16 protein-coding genes are annotated in these 20,483 nt (G+C 68.4%); 8 read left to right on the top strand and 8 right to left on the bottom strand.

All coding sequences use genetic code 11. The features are described from left to right. Nucleotides 1–93 precede the first annotated feature (93 nt). The 3 genes from ACFQW8_RS01035 to tviB all read left to right on the top strand — a co-directional run bounded on the left by ACFQW8_RS01035 (nt 94) and on the right by tviB (nt 4,890). Nucleotides 94–1,608, top strand: a complete 1,515-nt coding sequence (locus ACFQW8_RS01035; protein ID WP_380085121.1) for an amidohydrolase — start codon at nt 94–96, stop codon at nt 1,606–1,608. Between the two features lie 154 nt (nt 1,609–1,762). Beyond that, nucleotides 1,763–3,568: a polysaccharide biosynthesis protein gene (locus ACFQW8_RS01030; RefSeq protein WP_380085119.1), complete on the top strand. Its 1,806-nt coding sequence runs from the start codon at nt 1,763–1,765 to the stop codon at nt 3,566–3,568. Continuing rightward, entirely contained in the window at nt 3,565–4,890 is a 1,326-nt protein-coding gene (gene tviB / locus ACFQW8_RS01025) for a Vi polysaccharide biosynthesis UDP-N-acetylglucosamine C-6 dehydrogenase TviB (RefSeq protein WP_380085118.1), read from the top strand. The genes ACFQW8_RS01030 and tviB overlap by 4 nt, the downstream gene beginning before the upstream one ends. A 102-nt stretch (nt 4,891–4,992) precedes the next feature. Here the strand turns inward: tviB and ACFQW8_RS01020 are convergent, their stop codons facing one another. The 3 genes from ACFQW8_RS01020 to ACFQW8_RS01010 form a co-directional block, all read right to left on the bottom strand. Next, nucleotides 4,993–6,081: a glycosyltransferase family 2 protein gene (locus ACFQW8_RS01020; protein ID WP_380085117.1), complete on the bottom strand. Its 1,089-nt coding sequence runs from the start codon at nt 6,079–6,081 to the stop codon at nt 4,993–4,995. Further along, the gene (locus tag ACFQW8_RS01015) at nt 6,078–7,037 is read right to left on the bottom strand and encodes a glycosyltransferase (RefSeq protein WP_380085116.1); all 960 of its coding nucleotides are present in this window, start codon (nt 7,035–7,037) and stop codon (nt 6,078–6,080) included. The genes ACFQW8_RS01020 and ACFQW8_RS01015 overlap by 4 nt, the downstream gene beginning before the upstream one ends. Before the next feature lie 295 nt (nt 7,038–7,332). Beyond that, complete coding sequence (locus ACFQW8_RS01010) at nt 7,333–8,259, bottom strand: glycosyltransferase (protein ID WP_380085115.1); 927 nt, start codon at nt 8,257–8,259, stop codon at nt 7,333–7,335. A 147-nt stretch (nt 8,260–8,406) separates the two neighbouring features. Here ACFQW8_RS01010 and ACFQW8_RS01005 point away from each other — a divergent pair, with 147 nt between their 5' ends. Then, complete coding sequence (locus ACFQW8_RS01005; RefSeq protein ID WP_380085114.1) at nt 8,407–9,189, top strand: class I SAM-dependent methyltransferase; 783 nt, start codon at nt 8,407–8,409, stop codon at nt 9,187–9,189. On the opposite strand, the gene ACFQW8_RS01000 is transcribed toward ACFQW8_RS01005, so the two are convergent. The 3 genes from ACFQW8_RS01000 to ACFQW8_RS00990 all read right to left on the bottom strand — a co-directional run bounded on the left by ACFQW8_RS01000 (nt 9,156) and on the right by ACFQW8_RS00990 (nt 13,267). Next, a complete protein-coding gene (locus ACFQW8_RS01000) occupies nt 9,156–10,901 on the bottom strand; it encodes an ABC transporter ATP-binding protein (RefSeq protein WP_380085113.1) in 1,746 nt (581 codons plus the stop codon). The genes ACFQW8_RS01005 and ACFQW8_RS01000 overlap by 34 nt on opposite strands. Nucleotides 10,902–11,114: 213 nt before the next feature. Then, nucleotides 11,115–12,116, bottom strand: coding sequence for a glycosyltransferase family 2 protein (locus ACFQW8_RS00995; protein WP_380085112.1), 1,002 nt, complete (start codon nt 12,114–12,116; stop codon nt 11,115–11,117). Continuing rightward, on the bottom strand, nt 12,113–13,267 hold the full coding sequence (locus tag ACFQW8_RS00990; RefSeq protein ID WP_380085111.1) for a glycosyltransferase family 4 protein: 1,155 nt from the start codon (nt 13,265–13,267) through the stop codon (nt 12,113–12,115). Before ACFQW8_RS00990 ends, ACFQW8_RS00995 begins: the two co-directional genes overlap by 4 nt. 195 nt (nt 13,268–13,462) lie before the next feature. Here ACFQW8_RS00990 and ACFQW8_RS00985 point away from each other — a divergent pair, with 195 nt between their 5' ends. The 3 genes from ACFQW8_RS00985 to ACFQW8_RS00975 are packed head-to-tail and all read left to right on the top strand — an operon-like array spanning nt 13,463 to nt 17,193. Beyond that, nucleotides 13,463–15,046: an AAA family ATPase gene (locus tag ACFQW8_RS00985; protein ID WP_380085110.1), complete on the top strand. Its 1,584-nt coding sequence runs from the start codon at nt 13,463–13,465 to the stop codon at nt 15,044–15,046. 7 nt (nt 15,047–15,053) lie between these two features. Continuing rightward, a complete protein-coding gene (locus tag ACFQW8_RS00980) occupies nt 15,054–16,394 on the top strand; it encodes a hypothetical protein (protein WP_380085109.1) in 1,341 nt (446 codons plus the stop codon). Then, a complete protein-coding gene (locus ACFQW8_RS00975) occupies nt 16,381–17,193 on the top strand; it encodes a polysaccharide deacetylase family protein (RefSeq protein WP_380085108.1) in 813 nt (270 codons plus the stop codon). Before ACFQW8_RS00980 ends, ACFQW8_RS00975 begins: the two co-directional genes overlap by 14 nt. Nucleotide 17,194: 1 nt before the next feature. Here ACFQW8_RS00975 and ACFQW8_RS00970 read toward each other — a convergent pair whose 3' ends face one another. Beyond that, nucleotides 17,195–18,367, bottom strand: coding sequence for a glycosyltransferase (locus ACFQW8_RS00970; protein WP_380085107.1), 1,173 nt, complete (start codon nt 18,365–18,367; stop codon nt 17,195–17,197). An 85-nt stretch (nt 18,368–18,452) separates the two neighbouring features. Between ACFQW8_RS00970 and ACFQW8_RS00965 the strand changes: the two genes are divergently transcribed. Beyond that, entirely contained in the window at nt 18,453–19,433 is a 981-nt protein-coding gene (locus ACFQW8_RS00965) for a GNAT family N-acetyltransferase (RefSeq protein WP_380085106.1), read from the top strand. On the opposite strand, the gene ACFQW8_RS00960 is transcribed toward ACFQW8_RS00965, so the two are convergent. After that, on the bottom strand, nt 19,340–20,476 hold the full coding sequence (locus ACFQW8_RS00960) for an O-antigen ligase family protein (protein WP_380085105.1): 1,137 nt from the start codon (nt 20,474–20,476) through the stop codon (nt 19,340–19,342). The two genes, ACFQW8_RS00965 and ACFQW8_RS00960, sit on opposite strands and share 94 nt — an antisense overlap. Nucleotides 20,477–20,483 lie beyond the last annotated feature (7 nt).

The following is a 20,483-nucleotide window of genomic DNA, read 5'->3' as shown; positions in this document are numbered from 1 at the left end:
TCCGGGGGTCGAGTCCGCCGCTTTCCCCGACCGACGGCTGGAGCGCCAGAGGCACCGTCGGACGGGGCCCGGCCGTCCTCCTAGGATCGCCCCGTGAGCTCGTTGTGCATTCGTCAGGCCCGAGTCGTCCCCGTCGCAGGTCGGCCCGCCCCTGCCGGCGTCGTCGACCTGCGCGTCGTCGCAGACCGCGTCGTCGAGATGGCCCCGCGCCTGAGCTCGAGCGCGGACGACGAGGTGCTGGACGCCGAGGGGCGCTGGCTCCTCCCAGGTCTGTGGGACCAGCACGTCCACCTCGGCCAGTGGGCCGCGACGGCGGCTCGGCTCGACCTCTCGTCCACGACGAGTCCCGAGGACGCCGTCCGCCTCGTCGAGGCCGCTGTCGGCGCACGCCGCGGGGGAGCACCTGACACGGTGATCCAGGGCTTCGGTCACCGTGCGGCCGCTTGGGACCGCCAGCCCACCGTTGCCGAGCTAGACACAGTGAGCGGCGACATCCCGGTCGTCCTGATCAGCGGCGACGCCCACCATGGCTGGCTCAACTCGGCGGCACTGCGCCTGCTTGACGTCCCACCGCGTGACGGCGTCGTCGAGGAGAACGAGTGGTTCCCGCTCTTCGCGCGGCTCGACGAGGTGACGATGACTGCGGAAGGCAGGCGGACGGCATACGCCAAAGTTCTCGACGCCGCCGTGCGTCGCGGCGTCGTCGGCGTGCGCGAGTTCGAATGGGCCGACAACGCCACCGACTGGGTGGAGCGTTCCGACTCCGGTCTCGCCGTGGTCCGGGTGCGGACGGCGACGTATGCCGCGGGGCTGGCCGACACGATCGCCGCCGGTCGTCGCAGTGGGGACGTCCTCGACCGGGCGGGGCTCATCACGATGGGTCCGCTCAAGATCATCAGCGACGGGTCGCTCAACACGCGCACCGCGTTCTGCCACGACCCCTACCTCGGCGACGACGTCCTCGAGTTCCCACGAGGACGCGCCAACAACTCACCGGAGGAGCTCGCCGAGCTCCTCGCGCTCGCGACGGCCAACGGACTCGACGTCGCGGTGCACGCCATCGGCGACGCCGCGGTGGGGATCGCCCTGGATGCGTTCTCGCACACCGGTGCTCACGGATCGATCGAGCACGCCCAGCTGGTCGCACCGGCCGATGTCGCACGGATGGCTGGGCTCGGAGTGGTCGCCAGCGTCCAGCCGGCTCACCTGCTCGACGACCGGGACGTCACCCACCAGTGCTGGTCGGACAGGGCGGACCGGTGCTTCGCGCTCCGTTCCATGCTCGACGCCGGCGTGACGCTCGCCCTCGGGTCGGATGCCCCGGTCGCGCCGCTCGACCCCTGGGAGGCGATGGCTGCCGCAGTCCACCGCACCGGCGATGAGCGCGAGGAGTGGAACCCTGCCGAGACGATCGGCGTGGCCCAGGCACTCGCTGGCAGCCTCGACGGGGCTAGGACCGTCGGGGTGGGCAGCCTGGCCGATCTGGTGCTCCTCGACACCGACCCTCGCGCGGCGGGCAGGAGCGGTGCGGCCGCCGCCGCGCACCTGCGTTCGGTCCAGGTTGCCGCGACGGTGATCGCCGGAAAGATCGTCCAACGAGGTTACTGACTCGTAATCACTAGCCGTGACTAGTCAGTGTGGCCATGATTTTTGTCCCTTGGGCGGACTTCTCCGAGTTCGGGTCTCGCGCCGTCAAGCACCGACCTAGCGTCGTGGACGTCGTCAGGAGTTGACGAATCGTCAGGCTTTCCAGGGGTGCTAGATGTCGAGGTCGCAGATCTTCGCTCGACGGTCAGTGATGATCGGGTGGGATGCAGGGTCCTGGCTGCTGGCGCTCCTGGGCTTCCTCCTCGTCCGGCACGAGTTCTCGCTCAGCGACCGGATGTGGGTCATCGCGTGGACCTATGTCGCCCTGGCCATCGCGCTCCAGGTCGTCGGCGGTTTCTGGACCCACCTCTACCTCGGCCGGTCCAAGGTCGGCAGCTTCGACGAGGTCACCTCGCTCGGCCAGCTCGTCATTGCGATCAGCGTCGTCCTCGGTGCCACCTTCTACATCACCGCGCCGCTCTTCTCGCGTGGCATCGCGTTCGTCATGCCGGCGTTGGCCTTCCTCTTCATGACCGCCGGGCGTTGGACCCACCGCGTGTCCCGGACTCGGGGTTCCCGTCGTCAGGGCGAGACCTCGGGAGTCCCGGCACTCATCTACGGTGCCGGCGACGCGGGTCACCAGCTCGCAGGCCTCGTCGACAGCTCGCCCGACTCGCCCTACGAGATCGTCGGTTTCATCGACGACGACCCTCGGCTGCGTTTCCTGCGCGTTCGCGGATACCGAGTCGTGGGTCAGGGGAGCGACCTGGTGCGGGCGGCCCACGCCACCGGCGCCCAGACCGTCGTGCTGGCCATCAGCCAGGCAAGCCCCCAGCTCATCCAGAAGGTCTCCGACCACTGCGCCGAGGCGGGCCTCGACCTCGTCGTCGTCCCTCCGCTGCGAGAGATGATCGCCGGGCGCCTCGAGCTCGACACGCTGCGCGCCTTCAACGTGGCCGACCTCCTCGGCCGACGCCCGATCGAGACCGACCTCTCCAGCATCGCCGAGCACATCACCGGCAAGGTCGTCATGGTCACCGGCGCCGGCGGCTCGATCGGTTCGGAGCTGGCCCGGCAGGTGCGCCAGCTCGGCCCGGCCAAGCTCATCCTCCTCGATCGCGACGAGTCGGCCCTGCACGCGGCCCAGCTCTCCATCGACGGCAACGGGCTGCTCGACACCGACGACACGGTCCTCTGCGACATCCGGGACAAGGAGGCCGTCTGCGCGGTCTTCAGCCGGCTCGCTCCGGAGGTCGTCTTCCACGCCGCCGCCCTGAAGCACCTGCCCATGCTCGAGCGCTTCCCCGAGGAGGGGTGGAAGACCAACGTCCTCGGCACCCTCAACGTCCTCGAGTGCGCCGCGACCAACGGCGTCCAGCACTTCGTCAACATCTCGACCGACAAGGCCGCCGACGCGACGAGCGTTCTCGGACAGACCAAGCGCGTCGCTGAGCGACTCACTGCCTGGTATGCCGCGGAGACCGGACTCCGTTTCCTCTCGGTCCGCTTCGGCAACGTGCTCGGGTCCCGTGGGTCGGTCCTCGACACGTTCCGCGCCCAGATCGAGCGGGGCGGCCCGGTGACGGTCACGGACCCGGACGTCAGCCGCTTCTTCATGACCATCCCGGAGGCGTGCGAGCTCGTCCTCCAGGGTTCGGCCATCGGTCACCCCGGTGACGTCCTCGTCCTCGACATGGGTGAGCCGGTGCGCATCATCGACGTCGCCCGCCGCCTCATCGAGGAGTCGGGCAAGGACCTGCGCGTCAGCTTCACCGGGCTGCGCGAGGGCGAGAAGCTCCATGAGGTCCTCCTCAGCGCTGCCGAGAGCGGCAGCCCCACCGCACACCCGCTCATCACGCAGGTGTCGGTGCCCCACGTCAAGCCATCCGACGTGCTCGCCGAGCACGCCGACCACGATTTCGCCGAGTTCGGTGTCAGCGGGACCACCCGCCACGACGCCTCACAGAGGGGTTCACGATGACCACGTTCACCAAGGCCACAGCCACTTTCGCCCCGGCCTTCCCGGCGCTCCCCAGCGGCGTGCGGCTCGCCGTCGTCGGCCTCGGCTACGTCGGGCTGCCGCTCGCGGTCGAGTTCGGCAAGATCATGGACGTCGTCGGCTTCGACATCAACGGGGGCCGCGTCAAGGAGCTCAGCGCCGGCACCGACTTCACCCTCGAGGTCAGCGACGAGGAGCTTGCGTCGGCCGACGGACTGCGGTTCACCGAGGACCCCGCAGACATCGCGAGCTGCAACGTCTTCATCGTCACGACGCCGACCCCGATCGACGACGCGAAGCAGCCGGACCTCTCGCCCGTCCTCTCCGCGACCGAGACGATCGCCAAGGTCCTGCTCCCCGGTGACGTCGTCATCTATGAGTCCACGGTCTACCCCGGCGCGACCGAGGAGAAGTGCGTCCCGGTCCTCGAGGACCTGTCCGGGCTGCTCGTCAACGTCGACTTCTTCGTCGGCTACAGCCCTGAGCGGATCAACCCCGGCGACAAGGAGCACCGTCTCCCGACGATCGTCAAGGTGACCTCCGGGTCGACGCCCGAGGCAGCCGACTTCGTCGACGCGCTGTATGCCTCGATCATCACGGCGGGCACGCACCGCGCCTCGTCGATCCGCGTCGCGGAGGCGGCCAAAGTCATCGAGAACACGCAGCGCGACGTCAACATCGCCCTCATCAACGAGCTCGCCATCCTCTTCAACCGGCTCGGCATCGACACCGAGGAGGTGCTGCAGGCGGCCGGCTCCAAGTGGAACTTCCTCGGCTTCCGCCCCGGCCTCGTCGGTGGTCACTGCATCGGCGTCGATCCCTACTACCTCACCCACAAGGCGCAGGCCGTCGGCTACCACCCGGAGATCATCCTGGCCGGGCGGCGCCTCAACGACCAGATGGGCTCCTACGTCGCCTCGCAGCTCGTCAAGCGCATGACGAAGGAGAACATCCCGGTCCGCGGCGCACGCGTGCTCGTCCTCGGTCTCACCTTCAAGGAGAACACCCCGGACCTGCGCAACTCGCACGTCGTCGACATCCTCGACGAGCTCGCCGAGTACGAGGTCGCTGTCGACGTCCACGACCCCTGGGCCCGGGCCGAGGAAGCCAGCAAGCACTACGGGATCGACCTTGTGGACAAGCCCGAGCTCGGGTCGTACTCCGCGGTCATCCTCGCCGTCGCACACCAGGAGTTCGTCGAGATGGGCGCCGAGCAGATCCGCGCCTTCGGCGACCCGAACGGCCACGTGCTCTACGACCTCAAGTACATCCTCGACAAGTCCGAGTCGGACCTCCGTCTCTGACGGCGGCTGACTCCGGCTCGCGCCAATCGTTTGGCGTCAAGACTCCTGGTCGAGAAGTAGAGGAGCCACGCGTCGCGGCGCACCTAAGTCTGTGAACCCCCCTCAGACGCGTGCTTGCGATCGGTGCAGACCGGGTAAGCCTGACTGCTTGAGGCGCTTACCGACCCGAAACACGTTACTGAACATTCTCGGGGACAAGCTCGACAGTAGGAAGAGAAGTCGGTAGCCACGTCCCATCGCCCGGCTGCGCACGACATCTCCCCGGTGGGCTCGGGCAAAGTCACGGTATGCGCGCACGAAATCGCTATTGCGGCGCCAAGCACTTTCGCTTGTCATCATCTCAATGTGCTTGCTTGCATGGATTAGGTATGCGGAGGTCAGGGCATCGAACTCGTCGAAGGTTCTCGAAGTCTGCCTGGCGAAAACGATATTCTCCTCAAGAACATGCAACAGGTCTTTGGAGAACGCGGTCGCCCGCTGATGAGAGGTGATGCTGCCGTCGCGTTGTCGATGTCCGTAAAGGGCGTCGTCCGAAAACACGGAGGTGTGCGCGCGTGAGTAGGCCCGAGGCGCGAAGTGCAGATCCTCGATCACACGGCCAACCAGGAAGCGGGGCCCACCGTCAAGGACGTTGCGGTGGTAGAGCTTGGCCATAGGGCCCCATCGGGGCTTCTCGCAGACGATGCGACGTAATGTTGTGGTTGCCTCTTCGACCAGTGGTGTCGAGCCACGGCGGTAGGTCGGTTGTTCGGCGCTCTGCCCAAACGGAACGACGTCGGTAGTCACGACGTCAGCGCCGTGTGCCTGCGCCAAAGTCACGAGGTCTTCGATGAAGTCGACTGCCACGACATCATCGCTGTCGACGAATGTGACGTAGGTGCCGGTGGCAAGTTCAATGCCCGCATTCCGCGCAGCGGAGAGACCTTGATTAGAGGTGTGCGCCACGGAGACGCGCCTGTCTTGCGCCGCCCACCCGTCGCACATCTCCCCGGAGGTGTCCGTTGACCCATCGTCGATGACGATGATCTCGAGGTTTTCGTAGCTCTGGCCGACAAGTGAACCGAAGCACTCGTCGACATATGGCGACACGTTGTACACCGGTACGACGACGGAGACTAGTGGGGTTCCTGGTTTGCCCCTCTGTGTTGCGATTGCCTTTTCTGTAACGTCATCGCCAGCCGCCTCTCTCACGATGCCAACTCGGTCAATAGCGCTTCTATGAGATCTGTGACCACGGGTGCGCTTACTTCCGGTCGTTGTCCGTGGAGCCTGGCAGCAGCGACCAAGGAAGCGTAATAGCCGTCGTCGTCCCACAGACGCTGAAGAGCGTCAACCCAGGGTCCGGTGTTGGCCACAGGCATCGTTAGGCCGCCTAACCCAATTGCCTCGACGAGCGCTGGGAGGTCGCTACCCAGCACCGGAATCCCGTTGGCCTGCGCTTCAAGCACGACTCGCGGGCGACTGTCGACACGATAGGGGGCAAGCAGAACGCGGGCGTCAGAGTAGAGGTCGGGCCCGGGGGGCTGAGCGTGACGAAACTCCACGTTTGAGAGCTGGTCGCACCTCTGCGCAACCTTGGCGCGTTCCGCGGGGTCCAGAGGCCACGCTTCCTGCAGTACGAAGGGAATTGAGGGAAGCATCTCGGCCAGGCGCCATATGACGTCGGCACCCTTGATGAACGTTGGGTTGATTGCCAGCGCAGTCGTCCGGGAGGTCTCGCCGCTGACCCGAGTTAGATCAACCACCGACGGAATGAAGTCACATCGGTGACCGTCTGCCCGGAGCCGGTGTGCGAGTGAGGGGGTATTCGCGACCAGCCGCGTGGGTAGAGCGCCGGTCGCTAGGTGCTTCAAACTGCTCTCTTCACGAATGTAGAGGATAGTCGGGATGCGTTGAGCATTGCACGCATCGCTGATCCGTCGCCAGGCCCAACGATCGACGCTGCTGACGATGACGACGTCGGGAGCGAAGTCGCGTATGGCCCCTAGCAGGGCATTCTCAAGTACTGGTGCCGCTCTATGTCGAAGCCCATCGACCTCAAGAAAGCGGGTCTTGCGGCCTACTGCGTCGCGAAGCCTCACGACGATACGTCGCCATGCCCCCTCGGGCATTTGGACCGAGAGGTCGGAGAGTTTGGCGTAGGCCATCCGCTGGATGGGGGACGGTCGCTTGTCATCGACAAGGAACTGAAGGTCGTGCCCGCGTTGTTCAAGCGAGCGGGCCAGTTCTCGCTGGCTCCGTCCCGATCCGCCATCCGTGGCCCAAGAAACGAAGAGAAGGCGCATCGAGTCAACCGCCAATTTGTGCGAACATCGAGGATTTCACCGTCCTAGTGTGCCATTGCGAAGGGCAGGTTCTTGCCCCTGCCGGACCGAAGAAGTCACCACCGGAGAACACCAATCGACCAGTTTTCGGGATCCGACACTGTCGCCGACATCAGGTCTACTCCTTGGAATTGCGTCCGGGGTCAACCCGCCGTCCGAGATGGCCGGTCAGTCCATGCAAAGCACCCAGCGGAGCAAGTGCCACGTCCGACCTCGGTCGTCCGGCCCGCAGCATGGCTGCGGTGCTCTTAGCCGCACCACCCGCGGCGGTGATGAACGGTGCTACCCGGCCTCCATAACGACGGGCGAGGACCGTGGAGTTGCGGATCGAGTAGTAACGACGCCATGCGGCCTTGTCCTGCGGCGTGTGCACACGGTGAGACTCGACCCCGGCCGTCCCGGCCAGCTCGCGGGAGCGCAAAAATACCGCACCGGGAGCACATAGCCGAAATCCATGTCGCCGCATTCGGAGGCCGTACTCGCCTTCCTCGAAACCCCAGAAGAGGTCCGCGTCGAATGGGCCGACCTCGCTGACTGCACTGACGCTGTACATCGGCAAGGAACCACCGAACAGCACGTCGAGGTCCACCGTCCCGGTGAGTTCTTCGTCCGCGAGGCGGCGAAAAATCCCGAACTGGCGCCGATAGACGCTACCGCCGGCGGCTACGCCTCCGAGTCGTTCCTCGCGGGAACTCAGGTCTTGAGCAAAGACCCACAACTGCCGAAGAAGGTCGTTGTCCGCAGGCTCGTTGTCATCATCAACCAAGAGGATCCAGTCGTTTGGGTCGGCTCGGGCGAGGACCTGTGCCATCCCCAAAGCGATACCGCCCGCCGGGCCCAGGTTGTCTCCACTGTCCAAGTAGTCAGCACCGTGGGAATAGGCGATACGCGCCACTTCGGCATCTGACCCGTTGTCGACGACGAGGAGGTAGTCGACCGGGCGGGTCTGACGTGAGAGTGCGGCCAACATGGAGTTGAGGGTGTCCGGTCGCGCATAGGTGACGACGACACCCCATAGTTTCGCGCCCGCCCCATCGCTTGTCACGTCTACGATGCTAGGTCAAGGGAGGCCTAGCCGCGGAGGGTCATGAAACACAGTCGGTCTGAGGTCTTCAACAGCGCCCTCGCTGAATCCACCAGCACAACCGCACATTGGTCAGACATCGCTGAGGACCCCAACGATCCTCGCGCGATGGCCTTCCGCGCGCGCACCCTCCGTGCTGCGTGGACAGCGCCCATCGAGGACCGGATCGACTTCATCCTCGAGCGGTGCCGCGGGCGTCGGGTCCTCGACATCGGCTGCGTGGCGCACGACGTTTCACGAATGGCATCGACGGACTGGCTGCACGGTCGGGTGGCTGAGGCCGCCGACTTCTGCCTGGGCGTCGATGTGCTCGCGGAAGGGGTCGACCACCTCAACCGTGTGGGTTATCACGCCTTGGCCCACGACCTGACCACCGGGCCGGGTCCGATCGGTGAGATCGGGCCGTTCGACGTCATTGTCGCCGGTGAGCTGATCGAGCATGTGCCGGCGCTTGACATGCTCTTCACCGCTGCCCGTGACCTGCTCACTGCGGATGGGCAGCTCATCATCACCACGCCCAACCCATGGGCCCCGCACCGGGTCGCGGCCGGGCAGCGGGGTGACTGTTGGGAGAACGTGGATCACATCATGTTCGCCTTTCCCAGCGGAGTCGCCGAACTGGCCGAGCGCCACGGACTGGTGCTGGCCGAGGCAACGACAACCACTCCGTCCAGCCCCATGCCGCGCCGCCCGCGCGCAATTGCCAAGGCCGTCCGTCGCCGCCTCCGCGGAACCGGCTGGGTCCGTGCGGCATTCGCGACTCGGGGGCCCGAGTCGGTCGTCCGTGTTTCAAGCCAGCCGACCCTACGTTGGACCCCAGGAGAGCGGGCCGCGACGTTCGTGGGAGAGACCTTCGTCTACGTGGTCCGGCGACCGACTTCGGCCGGCTGATCGTCTTCGCTGTTCGCGCCATCGAGGCCGGTCGCCGTCGTGAGTGCTGGAGATGTCTCTACGTCCGCCGACAGGATGCCGGCAGTCGACAGCGCGCGGCGGTAGAACGTGCTGGACGCCTGCAGCTGGGCAGGCGCGCCCAGCGCGGTGACCCGCCCGCCTTCGACCACCATGATCCGGTCACACATGTCGATCGTCGACATGCGGTGAGCGATGACGACGACCGTCACGCGTCCCCGCAGCCCGATGATCGTGTCGCGGATCAGCGACTCACTGTGCCCGTCCAAGGCAGATGTGGGCTCGTCCAAGATGAGCAGTGACGGAGACCCAGCCAGGGCTCGCGCGATCGACAGACGCTGACGCTGCCCGCCTGACAGCCCGCCGCCCCGTTCTCCCAGATGGGTGTCGAAACCCTGGGGCAACGCTTTAACATCACTGAGGACGTTGGCCTGATCGGCAGCCCGGTGGACTGCCTCGTCGTCAATGCCGTCACGGAAGAAGCGGATGTTCTCGGCGACCGTGCCGGTGAAGAGAGCGGGGTCCTGCGGCACGAACGAGACGTGCTTGGTCCACCAGGTTCGGTCCACCTCGGTCAGGGGCACCCCTCCAACCGTGAGGTGACCGCTGCCTGGGGTGCGCAGCCCCAGGAGGAGCTGGGCCAGGGTCGACTTGCCTGCGCCTGATGGTCCGATGACGCCGAGAATCTCGCCACGGTCGATCGCCAGGTCGACGCCGCTCAAGGTAGGACGCGACTCGTCGTAGGAGAAGCCCGCGTCCATGAGCACGAGGGGCATGACGTCGCGGGGCGTGACGACGCCTCCGGCCGCGGGCTGCGACTCGTAGCGGCGGGCCGTCTCCTCCACCTCCTCCAGGGCAGGGAGGGAGGACACCACGGTCCCGTGCACCGACACCAGCTGCTGACCGTATGTCAGCGACCGCAGCATGAGCAGCGTGACCGCACCGACCGTGGTGAGGTCGTCGACATCGATGAGGCTGAGGGCGGTGACGGCGAGGAGCACCGCGCCGTAGGAGAACAGGGTGTAGGTCGGTGCCAGCGAGCCGAAGAGCACCTGCACCCTGCGCTGGTGCTCGGTGGCAACCGCGGTGAGAGCATCGACGCGGGCAAGGAACGCAGGGCGCGCGCCGAAGATCTGCATCTCGCGGCCCAAGGCCCCGAGCTCGGCCACCGATGTCGCGAAGTCGAGGTCGGCCGAGCTGGACCGGATGGCGGCCCGACGAATGGCGCTGCGCAACGGCCCCAGCAGGGCGGCGAGCACCGCGAGGAAAGCCAACACGGCGAGCGTTGCCAGCGGTTGGATGACGAGCCCGGCCCCGAGGAAGGCCACCACGCTGAGCGCGGAGGTGAGTCCTTGGATCGCGGCAGCGACAGCGACGAGGACGCGCGAGATGAAGGAGGTGAGCAGTTCCTGGAGGCGGCCGGACGGCTCCTGCTGATGCACCGACCAAGCGGCTCCAAGGTACGCGTGCGCGAGGCGTCGTCTCTGGTTCGTCCTCACCGCAGCGCTCAGGGCCGCGGACTGGCGCAGAGCCAGCATGTTCAGTGCGAAACGGAGGACGAGACCGATGGCAGCTGCCACAAGAGCGGCGTCGATCGGCAGTTCTTGCCCTGCCACTGGTCCGATGACGTCGCGTCCACTCGTCAATGCGAGGAGGAGCCCGGTGACGAGCACGAGGAAGGCTGCCTCGACCATCGCCGCACTGAAGGAAGCGACGGCCAGGAGGACGATCCGCCCGCGGAGGCCTGCCCCCAAGCTCCACAACGCGGACCAGCCGCCGCGTTCGCGGCGTTCCGTCGCCCTTTTCGCCATGGTGCTAGAAGTCCCCTGGTAGTTGAGTGACGTCCACTCCGGCCCGTCGCAAGATGAGGATATCGCCCGGGCTACAGCGATTCCGGGACTTGCCGATCAGCCCGCCGATCGGCGTCGCATGATCTCCCGCACGCGCCCCGTCGTTGTGAAGGCGCGCACGACTGCACGAGGCCGCCTCGCCGCAGCGGCACGAACCAGGCGCAGCACTCGTGGGCGTGGGAGGTCCCTCCCCGTGCTTACCGAGGCGGCCAGTGCGGCGGCCTGCTCGGCGGCGCCGCGCCGGTCGCCGTTGCGCGTGAGCAGCGCCACCAGACGCATGCGCTTGCGGAATGCCTGGTCCTGGGCCCAGGCGGTCGCCTCAAAGTGGCCGGCGGCGAGCAGGTAGTCGGCCTGTTGGTCTGCCGCCTCGATCGCGTCGAGCGATCGCTCTGGAGTCAAGACCGAGGCCGTGATCCCGTCGTCCCTCTGGCGATAGAGGTAGAGCGGCTGCGGCACGAGCACCGCCGGACCACTCAGAAGGGCCTTGTAGGTGGTGAACTCGTCCTCATGTAGTCGCCCCACGGGGAACGTCACGCCCCGCAGTGCGTCCCTGCGGAAGAGCTTCGCGCAGGCCATGGTGGCCAGGGTGTGCTGGGGGCCAGCGAAGAACGTGACGACCTCGGTCTCGGACATCAGCACCGTGTTGTCGACGTGCGCTGTCCAGGGTCGTCCGGGAACGCGCGCGAAGGCAGACATCGCCAGCGCGGCAGACGGGTACTCGTCGAGAGCCTCGGTGAGCGACTCCACGAAGCTCGGCGCCCACCAGTCGTCCCCGTCGAGGAACGTGATGAGGCTGCCCGTGCACGAGTCCATCCCGACGTTGCGCGCAGCGCTGAGGCCGGAGTTCTCCTGGTGGATGACCCGCACGCGTGAGTCAGCCTGCGCATAGGCGTCGCAGAGGTTGCTGCTGCCGTCGGTGGATCCGTCGTCGACAAGGACGATCTCAAGGTGGTCGTACGACTGGGCGAGAGCGGAGTCGACGCACTGGCTCAGGTAGGCAGCCACGTTATAGACAGGCACAACGACGCTGACGAGCGGCCGGGGGAGGGACTCGCTCACGACGACAGGGAAGCGTCCGAGCGACGTCGGCGCGCTCGCAGGGCTCGCCGACGCACCGCCCCGTAGACATCGAGCGATTTCTGCGCGACTGCCTTCTGGTCGAAATGACCCAAAGCGCGCTCGCGCGCGTTGGCGCTCAGCCGGGCACGCAGGGGAGCGTCGTCGAGAAGCTGCTCCACGGCATACCCGAGGGCTTGTGGGTCGCTGACCGGCACCAGCAGGACGTGTTCGTCGTGGGTGCCGATGTCGCGGCATCCGCGGATGTCCGTGAGCACCATGGCGACGTTGCACGCCGCCGCCTCCATCGACGCCCGCGAGAAGCCTTCGCGGTGTGAGGCGAGGACGAAGACGTCGAGCGCCGAATAGATCTCAGCCATGTCGGAGCGCTCCCCGAGGAAGCGGACGGCCGACTCATGAGGGACCGAGGTCTGCGTGTCGGTACCGTCCTCGGGGCCGACCCAGACGAACGTCGCCCGGTCACCGAGCCGCTGGGCGACCTCGGCGAACTCGGCGAGCCCCTTCTCACGCACCCGGCGCCCGATGGTGCCGACGAGCAGGTCGTCGTCGGACAGCCCGAGCTCCTGGCGAATGCGACGGCGCCCCACGGGGTCCGGCTTGAAGCGCTCGAGGTCGACGCCGTTGCCCACGACCTCGTGCCGCCCGGGCTTGAGGAAGCGGCGCATCGTGTCGCGGTCGGCAGCGTTCTGGAACAGCTCGTAGTCCGAGAACCGGATCGCCACCGCCTCCGCGCCATAGACCAACGCCCGCTTGCGCAGTCGGTCCTCAGGACGCGCCCAGAGCCCGTGGCACGTGTTGACGACGACGGGTATGCCGGCCAGTCGCCCTGCGATGCGTCCCATCACGCCCGTCTTGGGGTTGTGCGTGTGAAGGACGTCGAGGTCGAGCGAGCGCAGCGTCCGGACGAGGTCACGGAACGCCTCGGCGTCTCGGCGCACGTCCCAGGCGCGCGTCAGGGCGGTCAGCGGGACGTGGGTGACCCCGAGCGACTCGACCCTGGGGACGTATCGACCGGGCGCACTGATGCCGAAGACCTCGTGACCCGCCGCGACGTCCACCTCGAGCTCGGTCGAGAGGAGAAGGGCAAGGCTCATGTCGATGGTCGTGAGGTGGGCGATGCGCACGGACGTCACACACCTCTCCCCGAGTCCGACGATGACGAGAGGCCATCTTGGCAAACGAACCTCCCGCGCGCGACTGTTCGGCAAAGACCCGTTGCCGGACGGGTCCGGCGGATAGAGTTGAGCGCGGACTGTCCCCCCGATCGGAAGGTGTCTTCTCATGCTGACGCGGGGGGACGCACATGGCTGCAGGCAGGGAGTGACGGCGTGACGCTGCAGGACTACATCAAGGTGTTCCGGCACCGATGGATCGTGATCGTGATCTGCACTGCCGTCGCGGCAGGCGTGACGTGGTTCGTCACGCCCGCGAGCACCGACACGACCAAGAAGATCGGGTCCTACACCGCGACGGCGACCATCCTCGTGGGGTCTTCGAACTCCGAGCAGGGCGCGCCCAACCTCGGTCGGCTCGCGCTCTACCTCACCACCGGGGAGGTGCCCAAGCGTGCTGCCGCCGTCGTCGACTTCGAGGGCGACCCCGCGCTGCTCGCCTCCGGCCTGACCGTCACTCCCGACACCGTGTCCCAGGCGCTCACCGTGTCGGCCACCGCCTCCGACGGAGAGCAGGCGGCCGCCGTCGCCAACGCCTTCGCGGACGAGACCGTCAAGTTCATCGAGCAGGCCGACCGACCGGGCGCCGAGAACGCCACCCTGTCGGTCCTCCAGCCGGCCACGCCGATCCCCAGTGCAGCCTCCGACGGCGGGTTCGTGGTGCCTCCGGGTCGAGGCCCGCGCACGGCCATCGCCACGCTTCTCGGCCTGCTCGCCGGTCTGGGTGTCGCCCTCATCCTCGACCGGCTCGACTCGCGACTGCGTTCCCGCGGCGAGATCCATGCCGCCCTGCGGATGCCGATCGTCGCCGAGGTCCCCCGCCTCAAGCGCTCGCAGCGCAACCGCAACGTGCTCGCCGTCCGCGAGGACCCACTGAGCATCTACTCAGACGGCTACCGTGCAGCCCGCACCGCGCTCGCGCACACCGCCGGCCAGATCCTGCCCGGCGACTACTCGCCGCGACGGTCCGCGGTCGAGCCGCGACGGGCGGTCAACAGCGCTCGCCTGGTGCTCATCACCTCCGCGCACGCCTCCGAGGGCAAGACCACGAGCGTGGCCAACCTCGCCGCGAGCTTCGCCGAGACGGGTCAGCAGGTGCTCGTGCTCGACGCCGACCTCCGTTCACCCGACATCCACAACGTCTTCGACGTGCCGCAGGGCGCCGGGATCTCGGACTACCTCACCGACCCCGGCGACGGGTCGCTCGACGCGGTGGTGCGTCCCACGAGCGTCCCGGGCGTGCGGATCATCACGGCCGGTTCGAGCCTGGCCCACCCGGCCTCCCTGGCCAGCCGCATGGGAAGCCTTCTCGAGGAGGCTCGCGAGATGGCCGACATCGTCCTCATCGACACCGCACCCCTGCTCGAGGCCAGCGACGTCTTCGACATCCTGCCCATGGTGGACACGCTCATGCTCGTCGTGCGCAGCGGCCGCCTCACCGAGGTCGCGGGCAACCGGGTCGCCGAGCTCGTGGGCCGCTTCCAGGTCCCGGTGAGCGGCGTCATCATCGTCGGTGCCAAGGCCAAGCTCGGCGACACCTACGGCTACGGCTACGGCGACGCGCGCAAGACGAAGAAGAAGGTCAAGCGCGGCCGCAAGCTCGCCGAGCAGCGGCGTCCGGCACCCCCGCCGGCGAGCGGCCCCCAGCCCAGCGACCTCTTCGACGACACCAACGACACCACCGACGTCAGCGACGCCAGCCGCGACAGCCGTCGCGCGCGACGCGCCTCGTCCGCCTGAGCCGTCCATGACGTCCGCGTGGATGCGGCTGGCCGCGGTCTGTCTTGCGGTGCTGGCCGGGCTCGGCGTCGCAGCCGGCTTCCTGTGGGCGGTGGGCACCGAGTCCTACAACTTCTGGGGCGCGGCGATCGTCGTGCCGGTCGTCATCGCCCTCAACGTCTTCCTCATCCGGCGGGTCACCAGAGGCGCTGACGAGCCGTGGCTGGCGGGCCTTCTCGGCACGGCCTACGCCCTCAAGGTCGTGGGTGCCCTGGGCCGCTACTTCGTCGCCTACATCGTCTACTCCGGTGCCGCCGACGCCCAGCGCTACAACCTCTATGCGGCCTCTCGCTACAAGCTGTGGCGCGAGGGAGTGATCACCTTCGAGTGGGGTGGCAAGCAGGGGACGCAGTACATGGAGCTCATCACCACGGCTCTGTACACCGTCATCGGGCCCTCGCCCCTCGCGGCCTTCGTCATCTTCGCGTCGTTCGCCTTCTGGGGTCAGTACTTCCTGTTCCGTGCCTTCCGCATCGCCCTGCCCGACGGAAACCACAAGCGGTATGCCGCACTCGTCCTCCTGCTCCCGTCCCTGCTCTACTGGCCGTCGAGCATCGGCAAGGAGGCGTGGCTGATGTTCTTCGTCGGGGTCACCGCGCTGGGCGCGGCCTACCTGTTCGCCCACAGGCCCCGGGCCATCCCGCTCCTGCTCCTGGGGGCGGCGGGGACCGCGCTCCTGCGACCGCACCTGGCCGTCCTGCTCTTCGCCGCGCTCTTCGTTGCCCAGCTCTTCCGCCCCACGGCGGCACGCAGCACCGGGATCCTCAGCAAGGTCGCCGGCGTGGTCGTCCTCGGTGCTGCGGCGTTCGTGCTTACGTCCCAGTCGGCGAGCTTCCTCGGCATCGACGACCTCTCGGTGCAGGCCGTCTCCGAGAGGGTCGACTCCGCCAGCGAGCAGGCGAGTGAGGGGAACTCGTCGTTCGAGTCGAGTCCGATCCAGTCGCCCGTGGACATCCCGAGCGCCGTCGTCACGGTCCTGTTCAGACCGTTCCCCTTCGAGGCGCGCAACGCCCAGATGCTCATGCAGTCACTTGAGGGACTGCTTCTGCTCGTGCTGCTCGTGCGCGCCTGGCCCCGGATCCGCCGCCTGCCCCACCTGCTCCGACGCAACCCCTATGTAACGTTCTGCCTGGTCTATGCAGCGACCTTCATTTGGGCCTTCTCGGGCTTCGGCAACTTCGGCATCCTCGCGCGACAGCGGGTGCTGATGATCCCGTTCTTCCTCATCCTCCTGGCCCTGCCCGAGGTCAGCCGGTGGCGCGCGCCGGACGACCGCACCGTGAGGGAGCTTGCCCGTGCCCGCCGCTGACGGCCCAGGACCCCGCCGCCACTTCAAGAAGGCCCTGGCCAGGGCTGGGCGCAGCACGCCTGCCAGCGGGGCGAGCCTGCTCATCTACCACCGCATCGGCGGCGGCACACCCGACGAGCTCGACCTGCCGACGGCGGACTTCGAGCGCCAGCTCGACGTCCTCGCCTCCCACGGCGTCCTCTCGCTCGACGCCGCCCTCGACCGACTGGACGCCGGCGACACCCGGCCCAGCGTCGTCCTCACGTTCGACGACGGCTTCGACGACGTCCACGCCAACGCCTGGCCGCTCCTGCGGGAGCGCCGGCTGCCTTTCACCGTCTATCTCGCCTCGGGCTATGTCGCGAGCTCGATGCTGTGGGAGGGCTCCACAGCCAAGGGGGCCACGGGGCGCGGCATGACCTGGGACCAGCTGGGCGAGCTCATGGAGTCGGGCCTGTGCACCATCGGCAACCACACCCACGGACACGTCCGGCCCGAGGTGCTGACCGAGCAGGAGCTCGACGCCTGCACCGAGGCCATTGAGCGCCATCTGGGTGCCACTCCCGCCCACTTCACCTATCCGTGGGGGATCCCGGTGCCCGCCATGGAGGCCCGGCTGCGCGCTCGCTTCCGCAGTGCCTCGACCGGCGAGCTCGGCCGCAACCTGCCGGACACCAACCGCATGAGGCTCGTGCGGGTGCCGGTGCGCCAGTCGGACCCGGAGTCGTTCTTTGCGGCCAAGCTCACCGGTGCCCTTGGGCCGGAGCGGGCGTATGCCGCAGCCGTGCGTCTGGGGAAGGCCGCCGGTCTGCGCGGTTGAGTCAGCTGCCGTGCCGGCGAGGTGGGCCGCCAGGTGAAGGTGCGGTCAGGGCGGCATACACGTGCTCCTGCTCGGCCACCGCGTGCCTGATGTCGTAGTCCGAGACGCGCTCGCGGGCGGCCGCGCCCATGCGCTGGCGCAGGTCGTCGTCACGGGCCACAGCGACGAGGGCAGCGGCGAGGGCGTCCGAGTCGCCCGGGGGGACGAGGAGTCCCTCCACGTCGGCAGTGACCTGGTGGGGGAGGCCACCGACCTCCGTGGCCACCACGGGCAGCCCAGCCGCGAACGCCTCCATCACCGCGACTGGCAGGCCCTCGTGCGCGGAGGCGAGCGTGAAGACATCGGCCGCTGCCATGAGGTCGTGGACGTCGCGACGGAAGCCGAGCAGCAGGAACCGGTCGCCCAGTCCGAGCGATGCGTGGAGGGCGGCGACCTCCTCGACGAGGGGTCCCTGCCCCACCGCCGCGAAGCGGAGCCGGGGTTCGGTGTCGAGCGCCGTTCTCGCCGCCTGCAGGAGGTTGGGGTAGTCCTTGTTGTGACGCAGGTTGGCGACGGTGAGTGACAGGACCTCCTCACTGGCGACATCGAGCTCTGACCGGAGGCGCTCGCGGGCGCCCGGCGACGGACTCACGGCGTCCGGGTCGATGCCGTGGATGAGGACCTCGTAGCCCTCCCGCCGTGACGTCCACACGGTCTCCCTGACCTGTTCCGACACGGCCCAGTGGTGGGCGTCCAGCGGTGCGGTCAGGCCGTTGAGCAGCCGGGTCGGCGGCCGGTGGCTCGCCCACTCGTTGTGCTCGGTCGTGACGACGGCTGGTCGCTTCGAGGCCGGCAGGGTGCGGGCGACGAGTCGTGCGGCCGAGGCGAGGACGGGGGAGTGGACGTGGACGACGTCGACGTCGGCCATGGCGCGGCGGAGGTCGGCGACCCAGGCGACGCGCAGAGCCGGACCCGAGGCGTTGGCGCCAAGTCGTTGTGGGACAAGGCCTTTGGCCTCGAACTCTGGAACGAGGTGGGTCTTGTCGGCGCGCACATAGGCGATCCGGTAGTCGAAGCGGGAACGGTCGACGACGCCGGCGGCCAGCAGCAGCAGCTGTTCGGCCCCGCCGGGGCCCAGACCCTTGACGAGCCACAGGACGCGCGGACGATCACCAGCTGGTGGTGCAGACCCCATCTCGTCCCTCCCGGGTGTCCGGACAGCGTGGAGAGGACGCGGCCCTAAACTCGCTCGAGGGTACCAACGACGAAGGGGAGCAGGGATGAGCTCGGTCACCGCGCAGGACCTCGTCATCAGGGTCGCCGAACCCGCGGACGACGCCACGGCTCTGCCGATGCTCCGTGCCTCCCTAGGGAAGGTCGACGACCCCCACTACGAGGCCTTCCTGCGGTGGAAGCACCGCGACAACCCGTTCGGTGTCTCGCCCGCGTGGGTGGCGCTGCACGACGGGGTCGTCGTCGGCTACCGCACCTTCCTCCGCTGGGAGTTCCTCACCGACGCCGGCCGCACGCTGCGGGCCGTGCGCGCCGTCGACACGGCGACGGACCCGGCATACCGAGGGCTCGGAATCTTCCGCACACTCACGTTGCAGGGAGTGAGCGAGCTGACCCTCGCCGGTGACGGCATCGTCTTCAACACCCCCAACGACCAGAGCCGGCCGGGCTATCTCAAGATGGGCTGGAGCCTGGCGCGCCAGCTCCCGGTCGGAGTGATGCCTCGTGGCCCACGGTCGCTGGTCTCCATGGTGACCTCGCGCGTGCCGGCGTCACTGTGGTCGGAGGAGACCGACGTCGGGCTCGACGCCGCGGTGGCTCTGGCCGACCGGTCCGTGGCGGAGCAGCTCATCGCGCACGCACCGTCGGCGGGCGTCCGGACGCACCGCACACCCGACTACCTCGCGTGGCGCACGGCGTTCGGCCCGCTGCGCTATCGCCTGCTGCTGGCGGACGACGCCGACCCGAGCCGCGGTGGTGTGGTCTTCCGGCTGCGTCGCCGGGGTGACGCGGTCGAGGCCGCGATCGTCGAGCAGCTGGCACCCGATCGCCGCACCGGGGCGTGGCTCGTGCGTCGGGTCCTGCGCGAGACCGGGGCCGACTACGCCATCGGGCTGCGGACCGGGCCGTCGGCGGGCCTCGTGCCGCTGCCCCGTCAAGGACCGCTGCTCACGACGCGCCCGCTCGCCGCCTCGCCGCCGGCGCCCGGCGACTGGGCGCTCACGCTGGGTGACGTCGAGCTCTTCTGAGGGCGCGGGACCGAGACGCGGGTCGCAGCGGCCCAGCCGATGACCATGCCGGCCGTGAGGACGACGGGCGCGAACTCCAAGAGGTGGTCCGCGTAGGAGTGCACGAGCAGCGCGGTCCAGGCCGCCGCCGCAACCACCGCCTCGGGTGCTCTCCCACGGGCAGCCCACAGCAGCCCGGCGAGCCCGGTGAGCGCCAGGAAAGCCACACCCACCCAGCCGGTCTCGGCCCCGATCTGCAGCACCGATGAGTGAGCGCTCGACGTGTCGGGGTCGACCGCCAGCGCGGTGGCGTCCTGGAACGAACCCGGTCCGGAGCCGGTGAGGGGACGCGTTCGCCAGAGAGTCACGGCGTCGCTCCAGAGCTGCTCCCGGACGGTGTCGAAGATCCCGCGTGCCCATGGCGGGAAGCCCGGTCCTTGCCCGAGGCGCAGGATCACCGCTGCACCGGCAGCTGCCACGACTGCCCCCAGGGCCACCGCCCACCAGCGATGCACCGGCCGCCGTCCCAGCACGGCGCCGATGACCAGCACGAGCGGCACGCACACCGCGAGCCCGGCGGCGGACCGGTTGAGAGCCACCGCGACCACGGCGAGTCCCAGTGCGACCATCAGGGTTCGCCGCTCACCGCGCTCACCGCGCTCGCCGCACTCACCGCGCTCGCCGCGCTGACCGGGCTGACCGCGCCCGGTCGCGAGCAGCGCCAGGCCGCAGAGCGCCACGACCTGCACGGCGAGCGCCGCGTTGGCGTTGGCATAGCCGAGGGGCCGCTTCCCGGGTTCTGTGGTGAGCAGGACACCGAGGACGAGGACACCACCCGCGAAGGCGAGGGCGAGGTGCAGACGCCGGTCGGCGGCATACCTCTCCAGCACCTGGCCGGCGCCGACACCGGCGACGAGCACGACCGGAGCGAGTACATAGGGAGACGTCGGCGAGATCCCTTGGTCCAGGCGGATCCCGACGAGCACCGACCACGAAACCCAGGCCGCCAGGAGGGCGAGGCCGAGGAAGCCGGGCCACCCGACGGAGGCATGGGGCCGTCGCACGGCAGCC

The organism is Knoellia altitudinis (assembly GCF_042666355.1).
GTDB lineage: Bacteria > Actinomycetota > Actinomycetes > Actinomycetales > Dermatophilaceae > Knoellia > Knoellia altitudinis.
Note: the sequence above shows the minus strand (reverse complement) of the source record. Positions and strands in the feature narration are given on the sequence as shown.